This window comes from Actinacidiphila alni (assembly GCF_900112845.1).
GTDB classification, from domain to species: Bacteria; Actinomycetota; Actinomycetes; order Streptomycetales; family Streptomycetaceae; genus Actinacidiphila; species Actinacidiphila alni.
Genome location: NZ_FONG01000019.1, coordinates 106223 through 126225 on the forward strand (window position 1 = coordinate 106223; position 20003 = coordinate 126225).

21 protein-coding genes are annotated in these 20003 nt (G+C 72.7%); 8 read left to right on the top strand and 13 right to left on the bottom strand.

Annotated elements, in window-relative coordinates; genetic code table 11:
* Positions 1–144: 144 nt before the first annotated feature.
* Positions 145–531, top strand: coding sequence for a DUF6332 family protein (locus tag BM076_RS36800; protein WP_177246631.1), 387 nt, complete (start codon positions 145–147; stop codon positions 529–531).
* Here BM076_RS36800 and BM076_RS26860 read toward each other — a convergent pair.
* The 3 genes from BM076_RS26860 to BM076_RS26870 form a co-directional block, all read right to left on the bottom strand.
* Positions 492–1157, bottom strand: coding sequence for a response regulator (locus tag BM076_RS26860; RefSeq protein WP_093716283.1), 666 nt, complete (start codon positions 1155–1157; stop codon positions 492–494). The two genes, BM076_RS36800 and BM076_RS26860, sit on opposite strands and share 40 nt — an antisense overlap.
* The gene (locus BM076_RS26865; RefSeq protein WP_093716284.1) at positions 1154–2395 is read right to left on the bottom strand and encodes a sensor histidine kinase; all 1242 of its coding nucleotides are present in this window, start codon (positions 2393–2395) and stop codon (positions 1154–1156) included. Before BM076_RS26865 ends, BM076_RS26860 begins: the two co-directional genes overlap by 4 nt.
* A 61-nt stretch (positions 2396–2456) precedes the next feature.
* Complete coding sequence (locus BM076_RS26870; protein WP_093716285.1) at positions 2457–3254, bottom strand: TetR/AcrR family transcriptional regulator; 798 nt, start codon at positions 3252–3254, stop codon at positions 2457–2459.
* 227 nt (positions 3255–3481) lie between these two features.
* Between BM076_RS26870 and BM076_RS26875 the strand changes: the two genes are divergently transcribed.
* On the top strand, positions 3482–3964 hold the full coding sequence (locus tag BM076_RS26875) for a nitroreductase family deazaflavin-dependent oxidoreductase (protein ID WP_245796428.1): 483 nt from the start codon (positions 3482–3484) through the stop codon (positions 3962–3964).
* A 12-nt stretch (positions 3965–3976) separates the two neighbouring features.
* On the opposite strand, the gene BM076_RS26880 is transcribed toward BM076_RS26875, so the two are convergent.
* On the bottom strand, positions 3977–5230 hold the full coding sequence (locus BM076_RS26880; protein WP_093716287.1) for a geranylgeranyl reductase family protein: 1254 nt from the start codon (positions 5228–5230) through the stop codon (positions 3977–3979).
* A gap of 158 nt (positions 5231–5388) precedes the next feature.
* On the opposite strand from BM076_RS26880, the gene BM076_RS26885 reads away from it, so the two are divergent.
* Positions 5389–6762, top strand: coding sequence for a dipeptidase (locus tag BM076_RS26885; RefSeq protein WP_093716288.1), 1374 nt, complete (start codon positions 5389–5391; stop codon positions 6760–6762).
* Between the two features lie 78 nt (positions 6763–6840).
* Here the strand turns inward: BM076_RS26885 and BM076_RS26890 are convergent, their stop codons facing one another.
* Both BM076_RS26890 and BM076_RS26895 read right to left on the bottom strand, forming a co-directional pair.
* Positions 6841–7875: an NUDIX hydrolase gene (locus BM076_RS26890; RefSeq protein WP_093716289.1), complete on the bottom strand. Its 1035-nt coding sequence runs from the start codon at positions 7873–7875 to the stop codon at positions 6841–6843.
* Positions 7876–7988: 113 nt separating this feature from the next.
* The gene (locus BM076_RS26895; RefSeq protein ID WP_093716290.1) at positions 7989–9521 is read right to left on the bottom strand and encodes an MDR family MFS transporter; all 1533 of its coding nucleotides are present in this window, start codon (positions 9519–9521) and stop codon (positions 7989–7991) included.
* Positions 9522–9676: 155 nt separating this feature from the next.
* Between BM076_RS26895 and BM076_RS26900 the strand changes: the two genes are divergently transcribed.
* Both BM076_RS26900 and BM076_RS26905 read left to right on the top strand, forming a co-directional pair.
* Positions 9677–10261: a TetR/AcrR family transcriptional regulator gene (locus BM076_RS26900; RefSeq protein ID WP_093716291.1), complete on the top strand. Its 585-nt coding sequence runs from the start codon at positions 9677–9679 to the stop codon at positions 10259–10261.
* Between the two features lie 46 nt (positions 10262–10307).
* Positions 10308–10565 carry an NUDIX domain-containing protein gene (locus tag BM076_RS26905; RefSeq protein WP_093716292.1) on the top strand — a complete coding sequence of 86 codons (258 nt, stop codon included), beginning with the start codon at positions 10308–10310 and terminating at the stop codon, positions 10563–10565.
* 350 nt (positions 10566–10915) lie between these two features.
* Here the strand turns inward: BM076_RS26905 and BM076_RS26910 are convergent, their stop codons facing one another.
* Complete coding sequence (locus tag BM076_RS26910; RefSeq protein WP_093716293.1) at positions 10916–11884, bottom strand: ROK family protein; 969 nt, start codon at positions 11882–11884, stop codon at positions 10916–10918.
* A gap of 176 nt (positions 11885–12060) precedes the next feature.
* Here BM076_RS26910 and BM076_RS26915 point away from each other — a divergent pair, with 176 nt between their 5' ends.
* On the top strand, positions 12061–13050 hold the full coding sequence (locus tag BM076_RS26915; protein WP_093716294.1) for a LacI family DNA-binding transcriptional regulator: 990 nt from the start codon (positions 12061–12063) through the stop codon (positions 13048–13050).
* A gap of 143 nt (positions 13051–13193) precedes the next feature.
* Here the strand turns inward: BM076_RS26915 and BM076_RS26920 are convergent, their stop codons facing one another.
* The 5 genes from BM076_RS26920 to BM076_RS26940 form a co-directional block, all read right to left on the bottom strand.
* Positions 13194–14489 (bottom strand): DUF6986 family protein, encoded by a 1296-nt coding sequence (locus tag BM076_RS26920; RefSeq protein ID WP_093716295.1) that lies wholly within the window; start codon positions 14487–14489, stop codon positions 13194–13196.
* A 149-nt stretch (positions 14490–14638) separates the two neighbouring features.
* Complete coding sequence (locus tag BM076_RS26925; protein ID WP_093716296.1) at positions 14639–15601, bottom strand: electron transfer flavoprotein subunit alpha/FixB family protein; 963 nt, start codon at positions 15599–15601, stop codon at positions 14639–14641.
* A 75-nt stretch (positions 15602–15676) separates the two neighbouring features.
* Positions 15677–16462 (bottom strand): electron transfer flavoprotein subunit beta/FixA family protein, encoded by a 786-nt coding sequence (locus tag BM076_RS26930; protein WP_093716297.1) that lies wholly within the window; start codon positions 16460–16462, stop codon positions 15677–15679.
* A 200-nt stretch (positions 16463–16662) separates the two neighbouring features.
* Positions 16663–17202 carry a flavin reductase family protein gene (locus BM076_RS26935; RefSeq protein ID WP_407640719.1) on the bottom strand — a complete coding sequence of 180 codons (540 nt, stop codon included), beginning with the start codon at positions 17200–17202 and terminating at the stop codon, positions 16663–16665.
* Positions 17203–17429: 227 nt separating this feature from the next.
* Entirely contained in the window at positions 17430–17843 is a 414-nt protein-coding gene (locus BM076_RS26940; RefSeq protein ID WP_093716298.1) for a thioredoxin family protein, read from the bottom strand.
* Between the two features lie 118 nt (positions 17844–17961).
* Between BM076_RS26940 and BM076_RS26945 the strand changes: the two genes are divergently transcribed.
* Together BM076_RS26945 and BM076_RS26950 are read left to right on the top strand one after the other, a co-directional pair.
* Entirely contained in the window at positions 17962–18369 is a 408-nt protein-coding gene (locus BM076_RS26945; RefSeq protein ID WP_093716355.1) for a DUF4395 domain-containing protein, read from the top strand.
* Between the two features lie 159 nt (positions 18370–18528).
* Positions 18529–19278: a lysophospholipid acyltransferase family protein gene (locus BM076_RS26950; RefSeq protein WP_093716299.1), complete on the top strand. Its 750-nt coding sequence runs from the start codon at positions 18529–18531 to the stop codon at positions 19276–19278.
* Positions 19279–19342: 64 nt separating this feature from the next.
* Here the strand turns inward: BM076_RS26950 and BM076_RS26955 are convergent, their stop codons facing one another.
* Positions 19343–19948 (bottom strand): transglutaminase-like domain-containing protein, encoded by a 606-nt coding sequence (locus BM076_RS26955; protein ID WP_093716300.1) that lies wholly within the window; start codon positions 19946–19948, stop codon positions 19343–19345.
* Positions 19949–20003 lie beyond the last annotated feature (55 nt).

The window sequence follows — 20003 nt, forward strand, 5'->3', positions numbered from 1 at the left end:
CGAAACGCCATTCACAACGTCCCCCATTACATGGAAGGGCCGGCCCCGCGCGCATTGCACCCGCGCGGGGCCGGCCCCGCCGTGACAGACTTGGGCGGATCACGGCGCAGCGGTACAACGGGGGACGCAAGGGGGAGGGGTGGGATGCGCAGCAGCCGAACGCGGGCCGAACGCGACGCTACCACCGTCGAGATGGTCTTCGCCGCGGTGACGGGCGCCGTGCTCGCGGCGGCGGCATTCCTGGCGGTGGCAAGCCCGGTGATGGCGGATCAGGCCCACGGCACAGCCCGTGAAGGGTGGTTCACCGCCGCCGTGATCGTGGCCGCGGCGGCCTTCTGCGGGCGGGTGGCCGTGACGCTGCGCCGGTTCGAACGACGCGGCCGGCCGCGCGGGCATCTGCCGGAGCCCGACGGTGACGAATTCCCGGACACCGCGGCGCGTTCGGCGGCGGAGTCCGGGACCGAGCCCGGCGAAGGCGCGGTGTTCCCGGCTCAGCCCAGCCAACCGGGACGGACGAGTCCTGACTCGTAGGCCATCACGACCAGTTGGGCGCGGTCGCGGGCGCCGAGCTTCACCATCGCCCGGCTGACATGCGTCTTGGCGGTGAGCGGGCTCACGACCAGGCGGCGGGCGATCTCCTCGTTGGACAGCCCGATGCCGACCAGCGCCATCACCTCCCTTTCCCGCTCGGTGAGTTGATCGAGGCCGACCGCCTCGGCGGGCTCCTTGGAGCGGGCGGCGAATTCGGCGATCAGACGGCGCGTCACACCCGGCGACAGCAGCGCGTCGCCCTCCACCACCGCCCGGACCGCGCGCAGCAGTTCCTCGGGCTCCGTGTCCTTGACCAGGAATCCGGACGCGCCCGCCCGGATCGCCTCGAAGACGTACTCGTCCAGTTCGAAGGTGGTGAGGACGACCACCCTGACCTCGGCCAGGGCGGGGTCGTCGGTGATCCGGCGGGTCGCGGCGAGGCCGTCGAGCAGCGGCATCCGGATGTCCATCAGGACCGCGTCCGGCGTCACTTCGCGCACCAGCCGCAGCGCCTCCTCCCCGTCCGCCGCCTCCCCGACCACCTCGATGTCGCTCTGCGCGTCGAGCAGGGCCCGGAATCCGGCGCGTACGAGCATCTGGTCGTCGACCAGCAGGACGCGGATCACGGGCGCTCCTCGGTTGCGGGGACGGGCCGCTCCGCCGGGTCGCGCGGCGCTTCGGCCGTCGCCGATCGTACGGCGAGCGGCAGTGTCGCGTGCACCCGGAAGCCGCCGTCGGGGCGCGGGCCCGCCTCCAGGCCGCCGCCGAGCGCGGCGGTCCGCTCACGCATGCCGACCAGTCCGTTGCCGCCGCCGGTCTCGCCGCCCGCGACCGCCGGGCCGTCGTCGTCCACCCGCACCTCGACGCGGCCGGGCGGATAGGCGATACGGATACGGGCGGCGCGCGAGCCCGAGTGCCGCACGATGTTGGTCAGCGCCTCCTGCGCGATGCGGAAGGCCGCGAGGTCGACACCGGGCGGCAGCGCGACGGCCTCACCTTCCACACGTACCTCGGCCTTCAGCCCCGCCGAGGCCGCCTGCTCGACGAGTTCGGGCAGCCGGTCGAGGCCGGGCGCGGGCGAACGCGGTGCCTCGCCCGGCGCGCGCAGCGTGCCGAGCACCTGCCGGACCTCGCCGAGCGCCTCCTTGCTCGCCGCCTTGATGGTGGTCAGTGCCGTACGGGCCTGCTCCGGCCGCTCGTCGATGAGGGCGAGCGCGACACCGGCCTGCACATTGATCACCGAGATGCTGTGGGCGAGGACGTCGTGCAACTCGCGGGCGATCCGCATGCGTTCCTCGTCGGTCCTGCGGCGCTCGGCCTCGGCGCGCTCGTGGCGGTCCCTGGCGATCTGCTCGCGCCGCAGCCGGAACAGTTCTGCGGCGGCCAGCACCGCGAGCAGCCAGGCGCCGGCGCCGGAGACCTCGGTCCACGACGTACGGCCGTCCCCCGACGGCGGCAGATAGCGGTAGAGCCACTGGCCGATCAGGGTGTGCGCCGCGAAGACGACCAGCGCGATGGTCAGTACGGCCTTTCTGCGGCCCTCGGCGACCGCGCTGAAGACGGCGACCACGAGGCTGGCGAAGACCGGGCCGTACGGATAGCCGAGCATGACGTACAGCAGCGTCACGCCGCCGGTCGCGGCGGCCACCAGGACCGGCGCCCGGCGGCGGAAGACCAGCAGCACGGGCCCGGCGAGCAGCAGCACATAGCCGAACCAGAAGAGGTCCACCCGCTCCGGCTGGTGACGCCCGGCCACGCCGGAACCGACGAGCTGCACGAAGGCCAGCACGACCGCGGGGACCCAGAGGGTCGGCCCGGCCGGGAATCCGCGGCGGGGCGGGCCTGTCGGCTCCTCGTGGCTCATGCCCACCACGCTAGACCGCCTGCCCGGGGGCGGCGTCCGCCGCGCGTGGACACCGCGGCTACTACGAGCGGAGTACGCCGTCCGGTGCGGGGATGGTTGTGGTGGCGTCCTCGGGGGTGGCCGCGATGGTGCCCTCGGGGGTGTCCTCCGCCGGGCTCTCCGCGGCGCCGAGGCCGATCTGGAGGGCGAGGCCGGCGGCGGCCTGGTCGAGGAATTCGCGGCGCGCGTCGATCATCCGGTTGAATTGGCCGAAGACCTCGAAGCTGATCACACCGAAGAGCTGGGCCCAGACGGCGACGATGGCGGCGATGGTCGGGATCGGCAGTTCGGGGGCGATCTCGGCGGCGAGCCGGGCGGCGTCGGCGCGGACCGGCGCGGCCAGCGGCCTGCCGGGCGGCGGCTGGAGCAGACCGTCGCGGTGGGCGTCGCGGACGATCGTGATCAGGGCGAAGGCGGCGCGGGAGGCGGGCCCGACGGTGTCGTCGGGCGCGGTGTAGCCGGGCACGGGAGAGCCGTAGATCAGCGCGTATTCGTGCGGGTGGGCGACGGCCCAGGCGCCGACGGCCCGGCAGACCGCGACCCAGCGGTCGGCCGGCGGCTCTCCGTCGGTGCCCGCGAGCGCCTGTTCCGCGGCGGCGCCGATCGCGTCGTAGGCGTCGATGATCAGCGCGGTGAGCAGCTCGTCGCGGCTCGGGAAGTAGCGGTAGAGGGCCGAGGAGACCATGCCCAGCTCGCGGGCGACCGCGCGCAGCGAGAGCCGCGCCGCGCCTTCGGCGGCGAGCTGCTTGCTCGCCTCCTGCTTGATGGCCGCGGTGACTTCGATCCTGGCCCGTTCCCTGGCCCCTTTGATGACGCTCATGCCAGCCAGTGTGCCACCCGAAAGAGCATCGGCCAAGAAAGAGAGCACCGCTCTTGCTTTTTGTCGGTACGGCGGTGCACACTGTTCTCAAGCGAGAGCAGTGCTCACGAAATGGGAGAGACGCCATGACCACCACGACTGTCACCACGGCCGCGGCCGCCGCCACCGCCGGCAACGGCAACGGCAACGGCAACGGCAACGGCAACGCGACGATCGCAGCAACCGGCATCACGGCCGCCACGGATGCCTCGGCGGGGGCGGCGCATGTCCAAAAGCCCGGCTGGTTCACCGTCCAGGTGCTCAACCGCGGCGTCGCGTGGCTGACCCGGCGCGGGTTCAGCGTCTGGGGCTCACGGGTGCTTGCGGTCCGGGGCCGCAAGAGCGGCGAATGGCGGCGCACCCCCGTCAATCTGCTGACCCTGGAGGGCGAGCGGTATCTGGTGGCGCCGCGCGGCCACGTCCAGTGGACGCACAACATGCGGGCGGCAGGCGGCGGCGAGCTGCACGTCGGCAAGCGCGTCGAGGTCTTCACCGCCACCGAGATCGCCGACGACGACAAGCCCGCCGTACTGCGGGCCTACCTCAAGCGCTGGAAGGCCGAGGTCGGTGTGTTCTTCGGCGGTGTGGGCCCGGATTCGACCGATGAGGAGCTGCGGGCGATAGCGCCCAAGCACCCGGTCTTCCGGGTCCACACCACCGACGGGGAGTGAGCCGTGCGCCGGTCAGGGCCGGTCGACGGCCTCCAGCGCGCGGCGGGCCAGCGGGTGGGTGCGGACCAGTTCGGCGAGCGAGCTCTTGCCCCGGGTGATGCCCGCGAAGGCCCGCCAGGCCGGCGGGAAGGTGGTGAGCACCGCGTGCAGCATGCCGGGGCGGCGCTCGAAGAGGGTCAGCATCCGGCGGCCGACGCCCATCTCGACGCCGAGGCCCGCCTTCACGGCGAAGGCGTAGTTGAGCGCCTGCCGCCTGGCGTCCACCGCGTCGTGGGACTCGGCGATGCGCACCGCCCACTCCCCCGCGAGCCGGCCGGAGCGAAGCGCGTAGGAGATGCCCTCGCGCGTCCAGGGTTCGAGCAGGCCCGCGGCGTCGCCGCAGACCAGCACCCGGCCGCGGGAGAGCGGCGAGTCGTCGGCGCGGCAGCGGGTGAGGTGTCCGGAGGAGACGCTGGGCTCGAATCCGGCCAGGCCGAGGCGGGCGATGAAGTCGTCCAGATAGCGCTTGGTGGCGCTGCCGTCGCCGCGGGCGGAGATCACCCCCACGGTGAGGGAGTCGCCCTTGGGGAAGACCCAGCCGTAACTGCCGGGCAGCGGGCCCCAGTCGATGAGCACCCGGCCCGCCCAGTCCTCGGCGACGGACGGCGGCACCGGGATCTCCGCCTCGAGGCCGAGGTCGACCTGGTCGAGCTTGACACCGACATGAGCGCCTATCCGGCTGGCACTGCCGTCGGCGCCGACGACGGCGCGGGCGTAGACGGTCTCCTCCGCGCCCTTGCCCGCGGGGCCGCCGCTGGCGCTGAGGACGACGGCGACCGTACGGCGGTCGGGCACGCCGGGGCCGTGCTGCTCCACGCGGGAGACGGTCACTCCGGTGCGCACCTCGGCGCCGGCCTCACGGGCGGCGTCCACCAGGGCGTTGTCGAATTCGGGCCGGTTGATCAGCCCGAAAAGCATCTGCCGGGAGCGCTTGGTCCGGGTCAGCCTGCCGTTGAGGCTGAAGGTGACCGCGTGCACGCGGTCGCGCAGGGGCAGTTCGAAGCCGGGCGGCAGCGCGTCCCGGGACTGGCCGATGATGCCGCCGCCGCAGGTCTTGTACCTCGGCAGTTCGGACTTCTCCAACAGGAGGACCCGACGGCCCGTGACCGCCGCCGCGTGGGCGGCGGTGGCACCCGCGGGACCCGCACCGATCACCACCACGTCCCAGACGTCGAGCGTCTCGCCGTCGTTCGCGCCGCTGTCCTGCGCCGCCTGCTCACCGCTCACGTCTGATTCGCTCCCGCTCGGCCGGTCCGGCTGTGTTGCCCCTGTTCAGCCGCATCCTATTGCGCCCGTCGGGAACGGCTCGCTGTGGCACCATCGGCAGCGACCCGTTGTGTGCACCAACGAACGATGTTGTCACCGGATTCCTACGAGGAGCACTCATGTCCAGCACGCCGCTCGCCGATACCGTCGCCGCCCTCATGCCCCGCGCCCGCACCGAGCTGGCCGAGCTGGTGTCGTACGCGTCGGTGGCCGACGAGCGGCAGTTCCCCAGGAGCGAGAGTGAGAAGGCGGCCGTCTGGGTGGCCGACGCGCTGCGCGCGGAGGGCTTCGAGGAGGTGGCCCTGCTGGACACCCCGGACGGCACGCAGTCGGTGTACGGCCGGCTGCGCGGATCGGAGGGTGCGCCGACGGTCCTGCTGTACGCGCACTACGACGTGCAGCCGCCGCTGGACGAATCGGCCTGGCTGTCCCCGCCCTTCGAGCTGACCGAGCGGGACGGCCGCTGGTACGGGCGGGGCGCGGCCGACTGCAAGGGCGGTCTGCTGATGCACCTGACCGCGCTGCGGGCCCTGCGCGAGCACGACGGCGCCCCGGTGAACATCAAGGTGATCGTGGAGGGCTCTGAGGAGCAGGGCACCGGCGGTCTCGAGCGGTACGCGGAGCAGCACCCCGAGCTGCTGACCGCCGACGCCATCGTGATCGGCGACGCGGGCAATTTCCGGGTCGGGCTGCCGACGGTGACCTCGACGCTGCGCGGCATGGTGCTGATGGAGCTGCGGGTGGCCACGCTCGAGGGCAATCTGCACTCGGGGCAGTTCGGCGGGGCGGCGCCGGACGCGCTCGGCGCCCTGATCCAGATGCTGGCGTCGCTGCGGGACCAGGACGGCTCGACGACGGTGGACGGACTCGACGCGTCGGGCGAGTGGCAGGGACTCCAGTACCCGGAGGCGGACTTCCGCCGGGACGCCAAGGTGCTGGACGGCGTGGAGCTGGTCGGCACCGGTACGGTCGCCGACCGGATCTGGGCCCGGCCCTCGGTGACGGTGCTGGGCATCGACGCGCCGCCGGTCGTCGGCGCCACCCCGTCCGTACAGGCCACCGCGGGTGCGCTGATCAGCGTGCGCGTACCGCCCGGTGTCACGTCGGAGCAGGCGGCGCAGGCGCTGACGGCGCATCTGCGGGCGGCGGCGCCGTGGGGCGCGAAGGTGGAGGTCACGCAGCGCGGCAGCGGCCAGCCGTTCCGCGCGGACACCGGCAGCCCCGCGTACACGGCGATGGCGGCGGCGATGCGGGAGGCGTACGGCGAGGAGCTGGCGGTGGCCGGGCAGGGCGGTTCGATCCCGCTGTGCAACACGCTGGCGGGCCTGTATCCGGAGGCGGAGATCCTGCTGATCGGGCTGAGCGAGCCGGAGGCGCAGATCCACGCGGTCAACGAGAGTGTGTCGCCGCAGGAGTTGGAGCGGCTGTCGCTGGCCGAGGCGCTGTTCCTCGGCCGGTACGCGGCGTCGAAGTCCGGGGGCGGCGCGGCCTGAGCCGCCCCCCTGTCGGGCTACGGCCGGTCGGCCGTCGCCGCCCGTGGCGGTGGGCGGCGACGGCCGGGGCCGGCCGGGTCACTCCGCGGGGTGACCGGCCTCCAGATTGAGCGGGCGGCCCTGTTCGCGGGCGCGCAGCGCCCAGCGGAGCCGGTCGAGCCGGGCGGGCGGCAGCAGCCCGGCGGCCTCGTCCTCGGTGACGAAGCGCCAGTCGCGCAGTTCCGCGGCGGGCAGCAGCAGCCGGCCGATGTCGGCCGCCGCGACCCGGCCCCCGTCGAAGATCAGCCGGAGACCGCCGTGTCCGGGCGGCTGCGGGGGTTCCCAGTCGACGACGAGGAGTTCGAGTCCGGTGGTGAGTTCCAGGCCGAGTTCCTCGGCGACCTCGCGGTGCCCGGCACGCGCGGGCGACTCGCCGCGTTCGACGACACCGCCGGGGAATTCCCAGCCGGGCTTGTAGGTCGGGTCGACCAGCAGGACGCGGTCGGCGTCGTCGAAGAGCAGGACGCCGGACGCCACGGTCTCGGCGGCCGGTTCCGGGGTCTGCACGATGCCGCAGGCCCCGGCGCCGCGCCCGACGGCCTCGGCGACACGGGCCGCGGTCTGCCTCGGCGTGAGGCCAGCGGTGGACACGATGTACGCGTCGAGCGCGAGCCACGGCAGGGCGTTGTCGTAGTCGGCGATGCGGTCCAGGGCCCAGCGGCGGGCGCGGTCGGCCGCGCCGGGTCCCTCGGGGAGGTCGTCCCTGGCGGCAATGCGTTCGCGCAGGATCGTTTCTCCTGGCTCCAGCAGCACATGCCGGACCTCGATACCGCGGGACGCGAGGCCGCCGAAGATCTCGTCCCGGTAGTCCTGCCGCAGCAGGGTCATCGGGGCCACCAGGACACCGCCCACCTCGTTGAGCAGCGCCGCGGCCGTCTCGACCACCAACCGCCGCCAGATGGACAGATCCTGATAGTCGGTGACCTCCTGGAGCCTTTTCTCCGGCAGCAGTTGGCGCAGACAGCCGCCGAGTACCTCGGGGTCGTACAGGGTGCTTTCCGGTATCAGCTCCAGCATCTCCAGTGCGGCGCTGGTCTTGCCGGCGCCGAACGCCCCGTTCACCCAGATGATCACGGTGCCCCCTTTTCCGTAGACCCCTACGAATTGCCCGGATCATCGGCACCGGCAAACGCGCGGCGCCCGGCGACGCCGCGCCGGAGCCGCCGGGAGCACCGTACGCGCAGGGGTCAACGGGCCGGTGCCACCGGGGTTTCGGTGGCGGCGGCCGGTGCGGCGGCGGGCTTGCCGCGCAGCGGCACCTCCTTGACGAACAGCGCGGCCACGAGGGCGGTGGCGCAGACCGCCGCGGCGGCCAGGAAGATCTGGTGCGTCCCGGAGGCGACCGCGCGCAGATACGCCTCCCGGGCCGCTCCCCCGGCGCCCGCCTGGTGCTGCTCGGTGGCCCGGGTGAACAGCGAGCCGAACACCGCGACGCCGAGCGAGCCGCCGATCGTACGGAAGAGGGTGACACCGGCGGAGGCCGCGCCCATGTCCCGCATCCCGACGCTGTTCTGCGCGATGGTCGTCGGCATCTGCATCAGCAGCCCGAGTCCCGCGCCCGCCACCACCATCCAGCAGCTGGTCACCGCACGCGAGGTGTGCGCGTCCATGGTCGCGAGCAGCAGCATGCCCGCGGTCATCAGCGCGGCGCCGGCGATCGGGAAGACCTTGTAGCGCCCGGTCCGCGACATCACCTTGCCCGCGACCTGCGAGAGCACCACGACCGGCAGCATCATCGGCAGCAACAGCAGGCCGGAGGAGGTGGCCGAGGCGCCCTGGACGCTCTGCTGGTACAGCGGCAGATAGAGCGTGGCGCCGAACATCGCGGCCCCCACGGCGAAGATCATCAGCGAGGAGAGCCGGAAGTTGCGGGTCTCGAACACCCGCAGTGGCAGGACGGGTTCGGCCGCGCGGCGCTGCGAGGCGATGAAGGCGGCGAGTCCGACCACCGCCGCGACGGCGAGTGCGCCGATCTGCCAGGAGCCCCACGCGTACCGGACTCCGGCCCAGGTGCCCGCGAGCACCACCGAGGAGATGGTGAAGGTCATCAGCGCGATGCCGAGCCAGTCGATCCGCGCCTTGCTGCGGGTGGCCGGCAGCCGCAGCATCACCTGGCACCACACCAGGGCGAGCAGGCCGAGCGGCAGATTGATGTAGAAGGCCCAGCGCCAGCCGAGGTGGCCGGTGACGAAGCCGCCGAGCAGCGGTCCGCCGATGGTGCCGATCGCCATCACCGAGGCGGTCATGCCCTGGTAACGACCGCGTTCGCGGGGCGGCACCAGGGCGCCGATCAGTGCGAAGGCGCCGGCCGCGAGGCCACCCGCGCCCAGGCCCTGCAGGGCCCGGAAGGCGATCAACGCGTTCATCGACTGGGCGGCGCCGGAGAGCGCCGAGCCGATCAGGAACACCACGATCGAGGCCAGGAAGACGTGCTTGCGGCCGTAGAGATCGCCGAATTTGCCCCATACGGGCGTCGCGGCGGCGGTCGCCAGCGTGTAGGCGGTCACCACCCAGGAGATGTGCGCGAGACCGCCGAGGTCGCCGACGATCGTCGGCATGGAGGTGCCGACGACCATGTTGTCGAGCATGCCGAGCAGCATCGCGAGCATGACGCCGAGCAGCGTGAGCCGTATGTTGCGCGGGACCTCGGTCGGTTCCGCGGCGCCGGACGGCCCGGCGGCGGGACCGCCGGACGGCGGGCCGGGAGTGTGCGTGGACATGGCTGATCACTCCTTCACGGAGATCAGGGGAACGGGAGAGGAGCCGGTCCGGGGCGGCGCCGCAGCGGCCGGCACCCCAAGAAGAGCACATCCGATTCAAAAGTGCAATCACTACACTTTCGCAGTGGAACAACCCGACGGGTAGACTGGCGCCCATGACCGAGACGACGATGGGGCGCCGCGAGCGCAAGAAGGCCGCCACCCGCCAGGCACTGGCCGACGCGGCCCTGAAGCTGTTCCTGGAGCGCGGCTACGAGCAGGTCGGCGTCAAGGAGATCGCGGACGCCGCCGACGTCTCCGTCACGACACTCTTCAAGCACTTCGGCAGCAAGGAGGCGCTGGTCTTCGACCAGGACGCCGACAAGGAGGCCGCGCTCGTCGCCGCGGTCAGGGACCGGCCCGCGGGCCGGTCCGTCCCGGACGCCCTGCGGGACCACATCCTGGTCTCACGGTTCGCCTACGGCGCCAACCCGGAACTGCGCCGATTCCTCGACCTCGTGGAGAGCACGCCGGCGCTGCGGGAGTATTCCGACCGGATGTGGATCCGCCACCGGGACGCGCTCGCGCACGCGATCGCCGCGGAGATCGGCGCCCCCGCGGACGACGCGAGCAGCGCGGCACTGGCCTTCTTCGCCCTCCAGGCCCGCGCCCTGACCCGGGACCACCCCGACCCCCGGCACATGATCAACGAGACTTTCAACCTGCTCGCCGCGGGCTGGGCCGCCGTCCATCCGGAGTGACCCGTTCTGGTCGGAACCACCCGCCGTACGCGCTAGCTTGACGCCCATGAAGGTGCGTCACAAAGCGCGCGGCTTCCTCGTCCACCGCGACGAACTCCTGCGGTTGCGCCGCGGCCGGCCGGGCGGCGAGCCGTACTGCACCGCCGTGGGCGGCAGCGTCGAGCCGGGCGACGCCGACATCGAGGCGGCGCTGCGCCGCGAGGCCCTGGAGGAGATCGGCGCCACGCTCGGCCCCGCCACCGAGGTGCTCACCCTCACCGAGGACGGCGGTGCCACCTGGTCCTCCGGGGAGGACACCCGATAGGGGCGCAGCCCCGTCCCCGCACCATGCGGAGGGGGGTGCCCTGTCGGGGGCGCGGCCCCTTGCCCGCACCATGCGGAGAGGGATGCCCCGTAGGGGCGCGCCTCCTGTACCCGCGCATGCGGAGGACCAGGTTCTTTAGGGGCGCGGGGAACTGCGCGGCCCGCCCCCACCGGGCCGGTGGTCGCAAAAACAACAGCATCTGCCCCACTGGGGGCGGCTTTTCGTCTGAACGCGCACGCGGGCTGAGCGCGCAGTTCCCCGCGCCCCCAGAAGAGCACCCTCGTCCGCAGAGGCACCGTGGCGGACTCCGTCGAGCCCGAGGTCAAGACAGGCGCACCCCAGTGGACCGGCTACGCCGGGGTGAACGCCGACAAGCGCAAAGCCTGGGCGGCGGCCGCCGCCGCCCCGACAAGACCGGCGTCGGTCCCGAGCTTGGCGGGGACGACCTCCACCCCGGCGGCAAAAGAAAGCGTCGCGTAGCGAGTGAGGTGCTCACGGAGCGGGTCGAAGAGAATAGGCCCCGCCCCGGCGACACCGCCGCCGATGACGGCGACATGGATCTCGACGAGCGTCGCCGTCGCCGCGATCCCAGCGGCCAGCGCCTGAGCGGCCCGATCGAAGGACGCGAGCGCGACCGCATCGCCGGCGCGCGCCGCCTCGGCCACGGCGGCGGCCGTCGGCGCGGTGCCGACCGGCGGCACCCAGCCCCCGTCGAGCGCGCGCCGCGCGATGTTGGGACCGCTGGCGATCCGCTCGACGCAGCCGCGCGACCCGCACGGGCACAGATCCCCGTCGAGGTCGACACTGATGTGCCCGATGTGCCCGGCGTTGCCGGTCGGCCCGGGCAGCAGCGCGCCGCCGAGCACGAGGCCGCCACCGACCCCGGTGGACACGACCATGCACAGCGCGTTGTCGTAGCCGCGGGCCGCGCCCTGCCAGTGTTCGGCCGCAGTCATCGCGACCCCGTCCCCGGTGAGGACGACGGGCAGCCCGTCGACGGCCTCGGTGACGCGGGCGACGAGCGGGAAGTCCCGCCAGCCGGGCACGTTGACCGGGCTGACGGTGCCGTGCGCGGCGTCCACCGGCCCGGCGCTGCCGATACCGACGGCCGCGACCGCGGCCCAGCCCGGGGCGGCGCGCAGCTCGCCCACCACGTCGAGGACCGCGCGCAGCACGGTCTCGTCGTCCTCCCCCGCGGGCGTCGGCCGCAGCGCCCGCGCCGACAGTCTCCCCTCCGCGTCGACGAGCGCCCCGGCGATCTTCGTACCGCCGATGTCGATTGCGGCCACGAACGGACCGGTAGCGCCTTGGGGGTGCATCGCTCGGGGGTCTCCTCTTTCCTGACTTCCTGCTGAATATCCTGGCGAATCGCCCGGGGTTCCGCGCAAACGGCACCAGAGATAGTCTCCACTAACTCTGACAACGTTGTCCAACTCTTCCCGCAGGGAATACTACGATCGTGACCCACAGTTCTGGACGAGTTCCCCGGCCCACCATGAAAGATGTCGCCGCCCGAGCGGGCGTCGGCCTCAAGACGGTGTCCCGGGTGGTGAACGAGGAGCCCGGCGTCACCCCGGACACGGTTGCCCGCGTCCAGGCGGCGATCGATGCCCTGGGCTTCCGGCGCAACGACAGCGCGCGGCTGCTGCGCACCCGCCGCACGGCCAGCGTCGGCCTGGTGCTCGAAGACCTCGCCGACCCCTTCTACGCGCCGCTCAGCAGGGCGGTGGAGGATGTGGCGCGGGCCAATGGCGCGCTGCTCTTCACGGGGTCGAGCGCCGAGGATCCGCGCCGCGAGCAGGAATTGGTACTGGCCTTCTGCGCGCGCCGGGTGGACGGGCTGATCGTGGTGCCCGCCGGCGACGACCACCGGTATCTGATCCCGGAGATCGAGGCGGGCGTGGCCACGGTGTTCGTGGACCGCCCCGCCGGGCGGATCGACGCGGACATGGTGCTGACCGACAACGCGGGCGGCACCCGCGACGGCGTCGCCCACCTGATCGCGCATGGGCACCGCAGGATCGGCTTCATCGGCGACCAGCCGGGCATCCACACGGCCGCCGAGCGGCTGCGCGGCTACCGCGAGGCGATGGCCGACGCGGGGCTGCCGATCCGCCCCGAGTGGTATTCGATGGGCCCGACCAATCCCGAGCGGGTGCGCGCCGTCCTGGCCTCACTGCTGTCCGGGCCCGAGCCGGTGACCGCGCTCTTCGCGGGCAACAACCGCGTCACGGTCACGGCCGTACGGGTGCTGTCGCACCATCCGCGGCCGGTGGCGCTCGTCGGCTTCGACGACTTCGAACTCGCCGATCTGCTCGACCCGCCGGTCACGGTGGTGGCGCAGGATTCGCCGGGCCTCGGCCGCAGCGCGGCGCAACTGCTCTTCCGCCGACTCGAAGGCGGCGCCGACGCCGCCCCGGAACGCCTGGAGCTGCCCGCCCGGCTGATCGCCCGCGGTTCCGGCGAGATCCCGCCCGCACCCTGAGCCGCAGGCGGACGGCACGTACGCACCCAGGGCGTCCGGTCACCAGCTCAACGCCAGGACCGGGCGTCGGCTCGTCGGATCGGCGGCGCGGCAACCGAGCCGGGTGTCGGGGCGGCGCCCGGCCAGGGCCTCTCGTTGGCGGCTCAGCGACCGGCCAAGGCGTCCAGATCCGCGCGGCCGAGGCCGGTCCGCTCGGTGACCTCCTCGGCGTCCACGGCGCCGCAGTCGAGGCCGCGCAGTAGGTAGCCGCTGAGCGCGCGGGCGGTGGCGGGCTCGTCCATGACGTCGCCGCCCGCCTTGGCGACGTAGGACGCCAGCCGGGTGGCGGAGGCGTCAAGGCCCTCGCGGTAGAAGGCGTAGACGGCCGCGTAACGCGTCGGCAGATGGGCGGGGTGCATGTCCCAGCCCTGGTAGTACGCGCGGGCCAGGGAGCGGCGGACCAGGCCGTAGTGCAGCCGCCAGGCGTCGTGCACCTGCTCGGCGGGGCCGACGGGCAGCACATTGGTGGAGCCGTCGGACAGCCGTACGCCCGTGCCGGCCGCCGCGACCTGCATGACCGCCTTGGCGTGGTCGGCCACCGGGTGGTCCATCGACTGGTGGGCGGCGCTGACCCCGCAGGCGGCGCTGTAGTCGAAGGTGCCGTAGTGCAGTCCGGTGGCGCGCCCCTGCGCGGCGTCGATCAGCCGCGGCACGGTGGCGGTGCCGTCCGGGCCGAGGATGGCCTGGGTGGTCTCGATCTGGATCTCGAAGCCGAGCCGTCCCGCCGGCAGTCCCGCGGCCTTCTCGAATTCCTCGCACAGCCGCACCATGGCGGTCACCTGCGCCGGGAAGGTGACCTTCGGCAGTGTCAGCAGCAGCCCGCCGGGCAGGCCGCCGCCGTCCAGCAGGGTGGTCAGGAACAGGTCGAGGGTGCGGATGCCGCGGTCGCGGACGGCCGCTTCCATGCACTTCATCCGGATGCCGAGATACGGCGGCGCGCTGCCGTCGGCGACCGCGGCGGACACGGTGCGGGCGGCGGCGACGGCCGCCGCGTCCTCCTCGGCGTCCGGGCGCGGCCCGTAGCCGTCCTCGAAGTCGATCCGCAGGTCCTCCACCGGTTCGCGGACGAGCTTGGCCCTGACCCGGTCGTGCACCTCGGCGGCGAGGCCGGTGGGCGGGCCCGCGGGCAGGCCGACGACGGCGGCGAGCGCGGCGGCGTCCGGGGCGTGCGCGTCGAGCGCCGCGAGCGCCTGGTCGCCCCAGTCCCGTACGGTCCGCGCGGTGAAGGCGTCGGCGGGTACGTAGACGGTGTGCACCGGCTGGCGGGTGCCGGGGTCGCCGGGGTAGCGGCGGGCCAGTTCGGAGTCGGTGGCGGCCAGCGACGCGCCGATGTCCGCCCGTACCGCGTCGGCCAGTGTCGTACCGGCCGTGTCCGCCGCCCGCGACGATCCCTGCGCCATGTGCCACCCTCCCGGAATTCAACAAATCGTTGAAGCGAAGCTAGCCGCGCCCCGGTCCGGGGTCAACACCCGTCCGGGCGACGGGTACGCCGACGGCCCCCGTACGCGCGTGGCGTGCGGGGGCCGTCGGTCGGGGACAAGAGGACGAGTCAGCCCTTGCGGGTCTTGATCTCCTCGGTGAGCTGCGGCACGACCTGGAAGAGGTCGCCGACCACGCCGTAGTCGACGAGGTCGAAGATCGGCGCTTCCGCGTCCTTGTTGACCGCGACGATGGTCTTGGACGTCTGCATGCCGGCCCGGTGCTGGATGGCGCCGGAGATGCCGTTGGCGATGTAGAGCTGCGGGCTGACCGACTTGCCGGTCTGGCCGACCTGGTTGGTGTGCGGGTACCAGCCCGCGTCGACGGCGGCGCGGGAGGCGCCGACGGCGGCGCCGAGGGAGTCGGCCAGCGCCTCGATGATCGAGAAGTTCTCGGCACCGTTGACGCCGCGTCCGCCGGAGACCACGATCGCGGCCTCGGTCAGCTCGGGGCGGCCGGTGGACTCGCGCGGGGTGCGCGAGACGATCTTCGTGCCGGTGGCCAGCTCGCCGAAGGTGACCTGGAGCTGCTCGACGGTGCCGGTGGCCGGGGCGGCCTCGACCGGGGCCGAGTTCGGCTTGACCGTGATGACCGGGACGCCGTGGCTGACCCGGGACCGGGTGGTGAACGCGGCGGCGAACGCGGACTGGGTGGCCACCGGGCCCTCGTCACCGGCCTCCAGGTCGGTGGCGTCGGTGATGATGCCCGAGCCCAGGCGCAGCGCCAGGCGCGCGGCGATCTCCTTGCCCTCGGCGGAGGACGGCACCAGGACCGCGACCGGCGAGACGGCAGCGGCGGCAGCCTGGAGAGCGTCCACCTTCGGTACGACGAGGTAGTCGGCGAACTCCGGCGCGTCGGCGGCCAGTACACGGGTCGCGCCGTGCTCGCCGAGCACGGTCGCGGCGGCGTCGGCGCCGGGGCCGAGGTGGACCGCGACGGGCTCGCCGATCCGGCGGGCCAGCGTCAGCAGTTCGAGGGTCGGCTTGCGGACGGCACCGTCCACGTGGTCGACATAGACGAGGACTTCAGCCATGGGAATGCACTCCTACGGAAAGTTTGAGGGGGCGGACGCGGACCGGTGCGCCCGGGCCGTGGGCCCGGTGTCCGGTCAGATGAACTTCTGGCTCACCAAGAACTCCGCGAGCTGCTTGCCGCCCTCGCCCTCGTCCTTCACGATCGTGCCCGCCGTGCGCGGCGGGCGCTGCTTGGCGTCCTCGACGGCGGTCCAGGCGCCGCCCAGACCCACCTCGGCCGCGTCCAGGCCGAGGTCGGAGAGGTCCAGCGACTCCACCGGCTTCTTCTTCGCCGCCATGATGCCCTTGAACGACGGGTAGCGGGCCTCGCCCGACTGGTCGGTCACCGACACCAGCGCCGGCAGCGACGCCTCCAACTGCTCGCTGGCCGTGTCGCCGTCGCGGCGGCCGGTCACCTTGCCGTCCTCGACCTTGACCTCGGACAGCAGCGTCACCTGCGGCACGCCGAGCCGCTCGGCCAGCAGCGCCGGGACCACGCCCATGGTGCCGTCGGTGGACGCCATGCCGGTCACGACCAGGTCGAAGCCCGCGTGCTCGATCGCCTTGGCGAGCACCAGCGACGTACCGATGGCGTCGGTGCCGTGCAGATCGTCGTCCTCGACGTGGATCGCCTTGTCCGCGCCCATCGACAACGCCTTGCGCAGCGCGTCCTTCGCGTCCTCCGGGCCCACCGTCAGCACGGTGATCTCGGCGTCGTCCGCGGCGTCGGCGATCTGCAGCGCCTGCTCGACGGCGTATTCGTCGAGCTCGGACAGCAGGCCGTCCACCGCGTCGCGGTCAGTGGTCAGGTCTTCGGCGAAGTGACGGTCGCCCGTGGCGTCGGGCACGTACTTCACTGCGACTACGATCCTCAAACTCACGCCTGCTCTCCTACCTACTGCATCGTCCTGCACGTCATCGTCGACTGCCCCGGAGTCCGCCCCGGAATGGCAGCATAGGCGCCTGCGGCGGCGGCTCCCCGCCGGGACGCAGCAACTGTCCCGACGGAAATATTACTCGTCAGTACACAGAGCTGGTTCCCCAACCGCAAGCACCTTGAACTGTGACGTGCCCGACGCCGTCAGCGGCCGAGCGCGTTGAACCCGCCCCGGTGGTACAGCAGCGGGCCGCCGGGCCCCTGCGGATCGCCCGCGACGGCCTGCGCGACGACGATCCGGTGGTCGCCGGCCGGGATCCGGGCGACGACCCGGCAGACCAGCCACGCGGACACCTCGCCCAGTACCGGCACGCCGTGCGGCCCCGGCGCCCAGTCGGTGGCGGGGCCGAAGCGGTCGGCGCCGCTGCGCGCGAAGGTGCCGGCCAGGACCTCCTGGTGGTCGCCGAGTATGTGCACGCCGACGTACGGGGTGCGGGAGACCGTCGGCCAACTCGACGAGCCGAGGCTGATGCCGAAGGACAGCAGCGGGGGCTCCGCGGACACCGAGGTCAGTGAGGTGGCGGTGAAGCCGACGGGATCGGGGCCCGCGGCGGTGATCACGGCGACGCCCGCGGCGTGCCGGCGGAACACGGAACGGAAGACGGCCGGGTCGAGTGCGGGCCCGGGATCGGGGTCGAAGGCCGAGGAGTCGAGCGAGGCGGGGTGGTCGCTGATAGCGGTCACGGCATGGTCCTTCTGAGGCGGTCGAGCGGCGGAGTGCGGGTCGTGGGCGCTCAGCGGCTCGGACAGCGCGCGCTGGAGTGCCGACCGAGGTCGACATCGGCGCGCGCATACAGGTACGCCTCCTGGAAGTGGTCTCGCGACATAACGTCAGAGTGACGATTCGGGCGGGGTCACGTCAAGACCCGCCCGGAATATGGAATTTCCGTCACATCGCGGCTGCCGGTCCGTCAGACGGCGGTGCCCAGCGCGGCGATGACGTCGGCCTTGCGCGGTTGGCCCGCGGCCCGGCGGACGATCGCGCCGTCGGCGTCGAGGACGAGCACGGTGGGGGTCTTGAGCACGTTCAGCCGCCGCACCAGGTCGAGGTGCGCCTCGGCGTCGATCTCGACGTGCCGGACGCCTTCGACCATGCCCGCCACGTCGTCCAGCACCCGCCGGGTGGCGCGGCAGGGCGCGCAGAAGGCGCTGGAGAACTGCACCAGGGTGGCGCGCTCCCCCAGCGGCCCGCCGAGATCGCCGGCCGTCAGCCGTTCGTCGCCGTCCTTCGTCCGCACCCGGACCCTCCCGTCCCTGCGCCGGTGCACGAGCCCGTACGCGCTCGCGGCCAGCAGAACGGCCAGGCAGACCACCAGTCCCGTCAACGCCGTTCCTTCCGCCTTGGACACCCGGACCTGTCGATGTCGCCTCGCGTGCAGCGTTCACGGGACCGCAATGATTCCCGCGGGCGCGTTCCGCCGTACGTCGGCAATCATGGCAGTCATGCGGATCGATGTACGCGGGCCCCGTTTCGGCGCCGCCCTCACCTCGGTGGTGCTGGCGGTCGTGCTGATCACCGGAAGCGGCTGGCTGCTGCTTGCGCAGGCGGTGTTCTTCGCCGTGGGCGCGGCGGCCGGCGTGCAGAATTCGCCGTACGGCTGGGTTTTCCGCACCCTGGTGCGGCCCAGGCTCGGGCCGCCGCCGGCCACCGAGGACGCGGCCCCGCCGCGGTTCGCGCAGACCGTCGGTCTCGCCTTCTCCGTCGTCGGTGTCGTCGGCTATCTGGTGGGCCCGCAGTGGCTGGGGATGGCGGCCACCGGATGCGCGCTGGCCGCCGCCTTCCTGAACGCCGTTTTCGCCTATTGCCTGGGCTGCGAGATGTATCTGTTGCTCAAAAGGGTGGGAGTCTGAAGAGTTCCGGGGCAGGTGGTGAGAAGAATCTCGCCCCGGCAGGCGCCCGCGGGATGACAGCGGCCCCGTCGGCGGGGCACCATCGCTCAGCGGCCGACCAACCTACGGGCGCGTAACTTCCGCCGGGTGCGCCGCCCCGGAGAGAGCAGGTGCCCGGCCATGGCCGACTTCGTGTACCCACCGGTGATCGCCTTCGCGCGCTCCATGTTCAAGGTGCAGGGGCTCAAGTTCGACATCCGCGGCACCGAGCACGTCCCGCGCCAGGGCGGCGCCCTGCTGGTCAGCAATCACATCGGCTATCTGGACTTCGTCTTCTGCGGTCTGACGGCGCTGCCCTCCAAGCGCCTGGTGCGGTTCATGGCGAAGGAATCCGTTTTCCGGCACAAGGTGTCGGGTCCGCTGATGCGCGCCATGAAGCACATTCCCGTCGACCGCGCCGAGGGCATGCACGCCTACGGGCACGCCCTGGACGCGCTGCGCGGCGGCGAGATCATCGGGGTGTTCCCCGAGGCGACGATCTCGCAGTCGTTCACTTTGAAGTCGTTCAAATCGGGTGCGGCCCGGCTCGCCATGGAGGCGGGTGTGCCGCTGCTGCCGATGGCGCTGTGGGGCACGCAGCGGCTGTGGACCAAGGGGCACCCGCGCAATCTGGGCCGCAGCAAACTCCCGATCACGCTGCGGGTCGGCGAGCAGATGCGCCCGCACGAGAACGAGAAGGCGGGCGCCCTCACCCGTCGGCTGCGGCTGCGCGTGCAGGAACTGCTGGAGGACGCGCAGCGCGCGTATCCGGCCAAGCCCTCGGGTCCGGCCGACCACTGGTGGCAGCCCGCCCACCTCGGGGGCGGCGCTCCGACCGCCGAGGAAGCGGCGGCGCGCGAGCGCGAGCAGCAGCCGCTCACGACCGGCTGAGTACGGGTACGGGACGCGGGATACGCGACCGGCGCGGCAGGCAGGCGGTGGGCGCCCGGCGCTCTCAGCCGGGCAGTTCCGTGGGCAGCAGGGCGGCGAGTTCTGACCGGTCCCGGGCGCCGCGCAGACTCGCCAGGACCGGCACGGGCGGGGTCGCGCGGATCAGCGGGTAGTCGGCCTCGCCGAGTTCCGGCCGCACCGGCCACGCCAGGCGTTCCTCGTCGAGGCTGAAGCGGGCGTCCACGCCCGGTTTGTTGCCGCGCGCGTCGATCCGTGACCAGCGCTCGCGCCCCGGCAGCAGCAGTGCGACCAGGCCGTGCACCACGGGTTCCGAACCGTCGTCCTCGGTCAGCCGCTGGTAGCACAGACCGGCCGGGACGGATCCGGCGCGCAGCAGCGCGGTGAGCGCGTGCGCCTTGGCGTGGCAGATGCCGGTGCGCCACTCCAGCACGTCGGAGGCGCGCCAGGTGACGCGGTCGTCGCCCGCGTCGAAGGAGTGCGGGATGGTGTCGCGGACAAATTCAAAGGCCGCCCGCGCATAATCATGCGGATCGCTGGCGTCGGCCGACAGCGCGGCGGCGGTGCCGCGTACCGTCGGGTGAGTGTGGTCGATGACGTCATCGGCCGCCAGATACGCCGAGAGGTCGGCGGTTTCAAGGATCAGCTCCATATGCGGGAGCCTAGGAAACCGCCGACCTCTCGATCAATCGAATTACGCACAACCA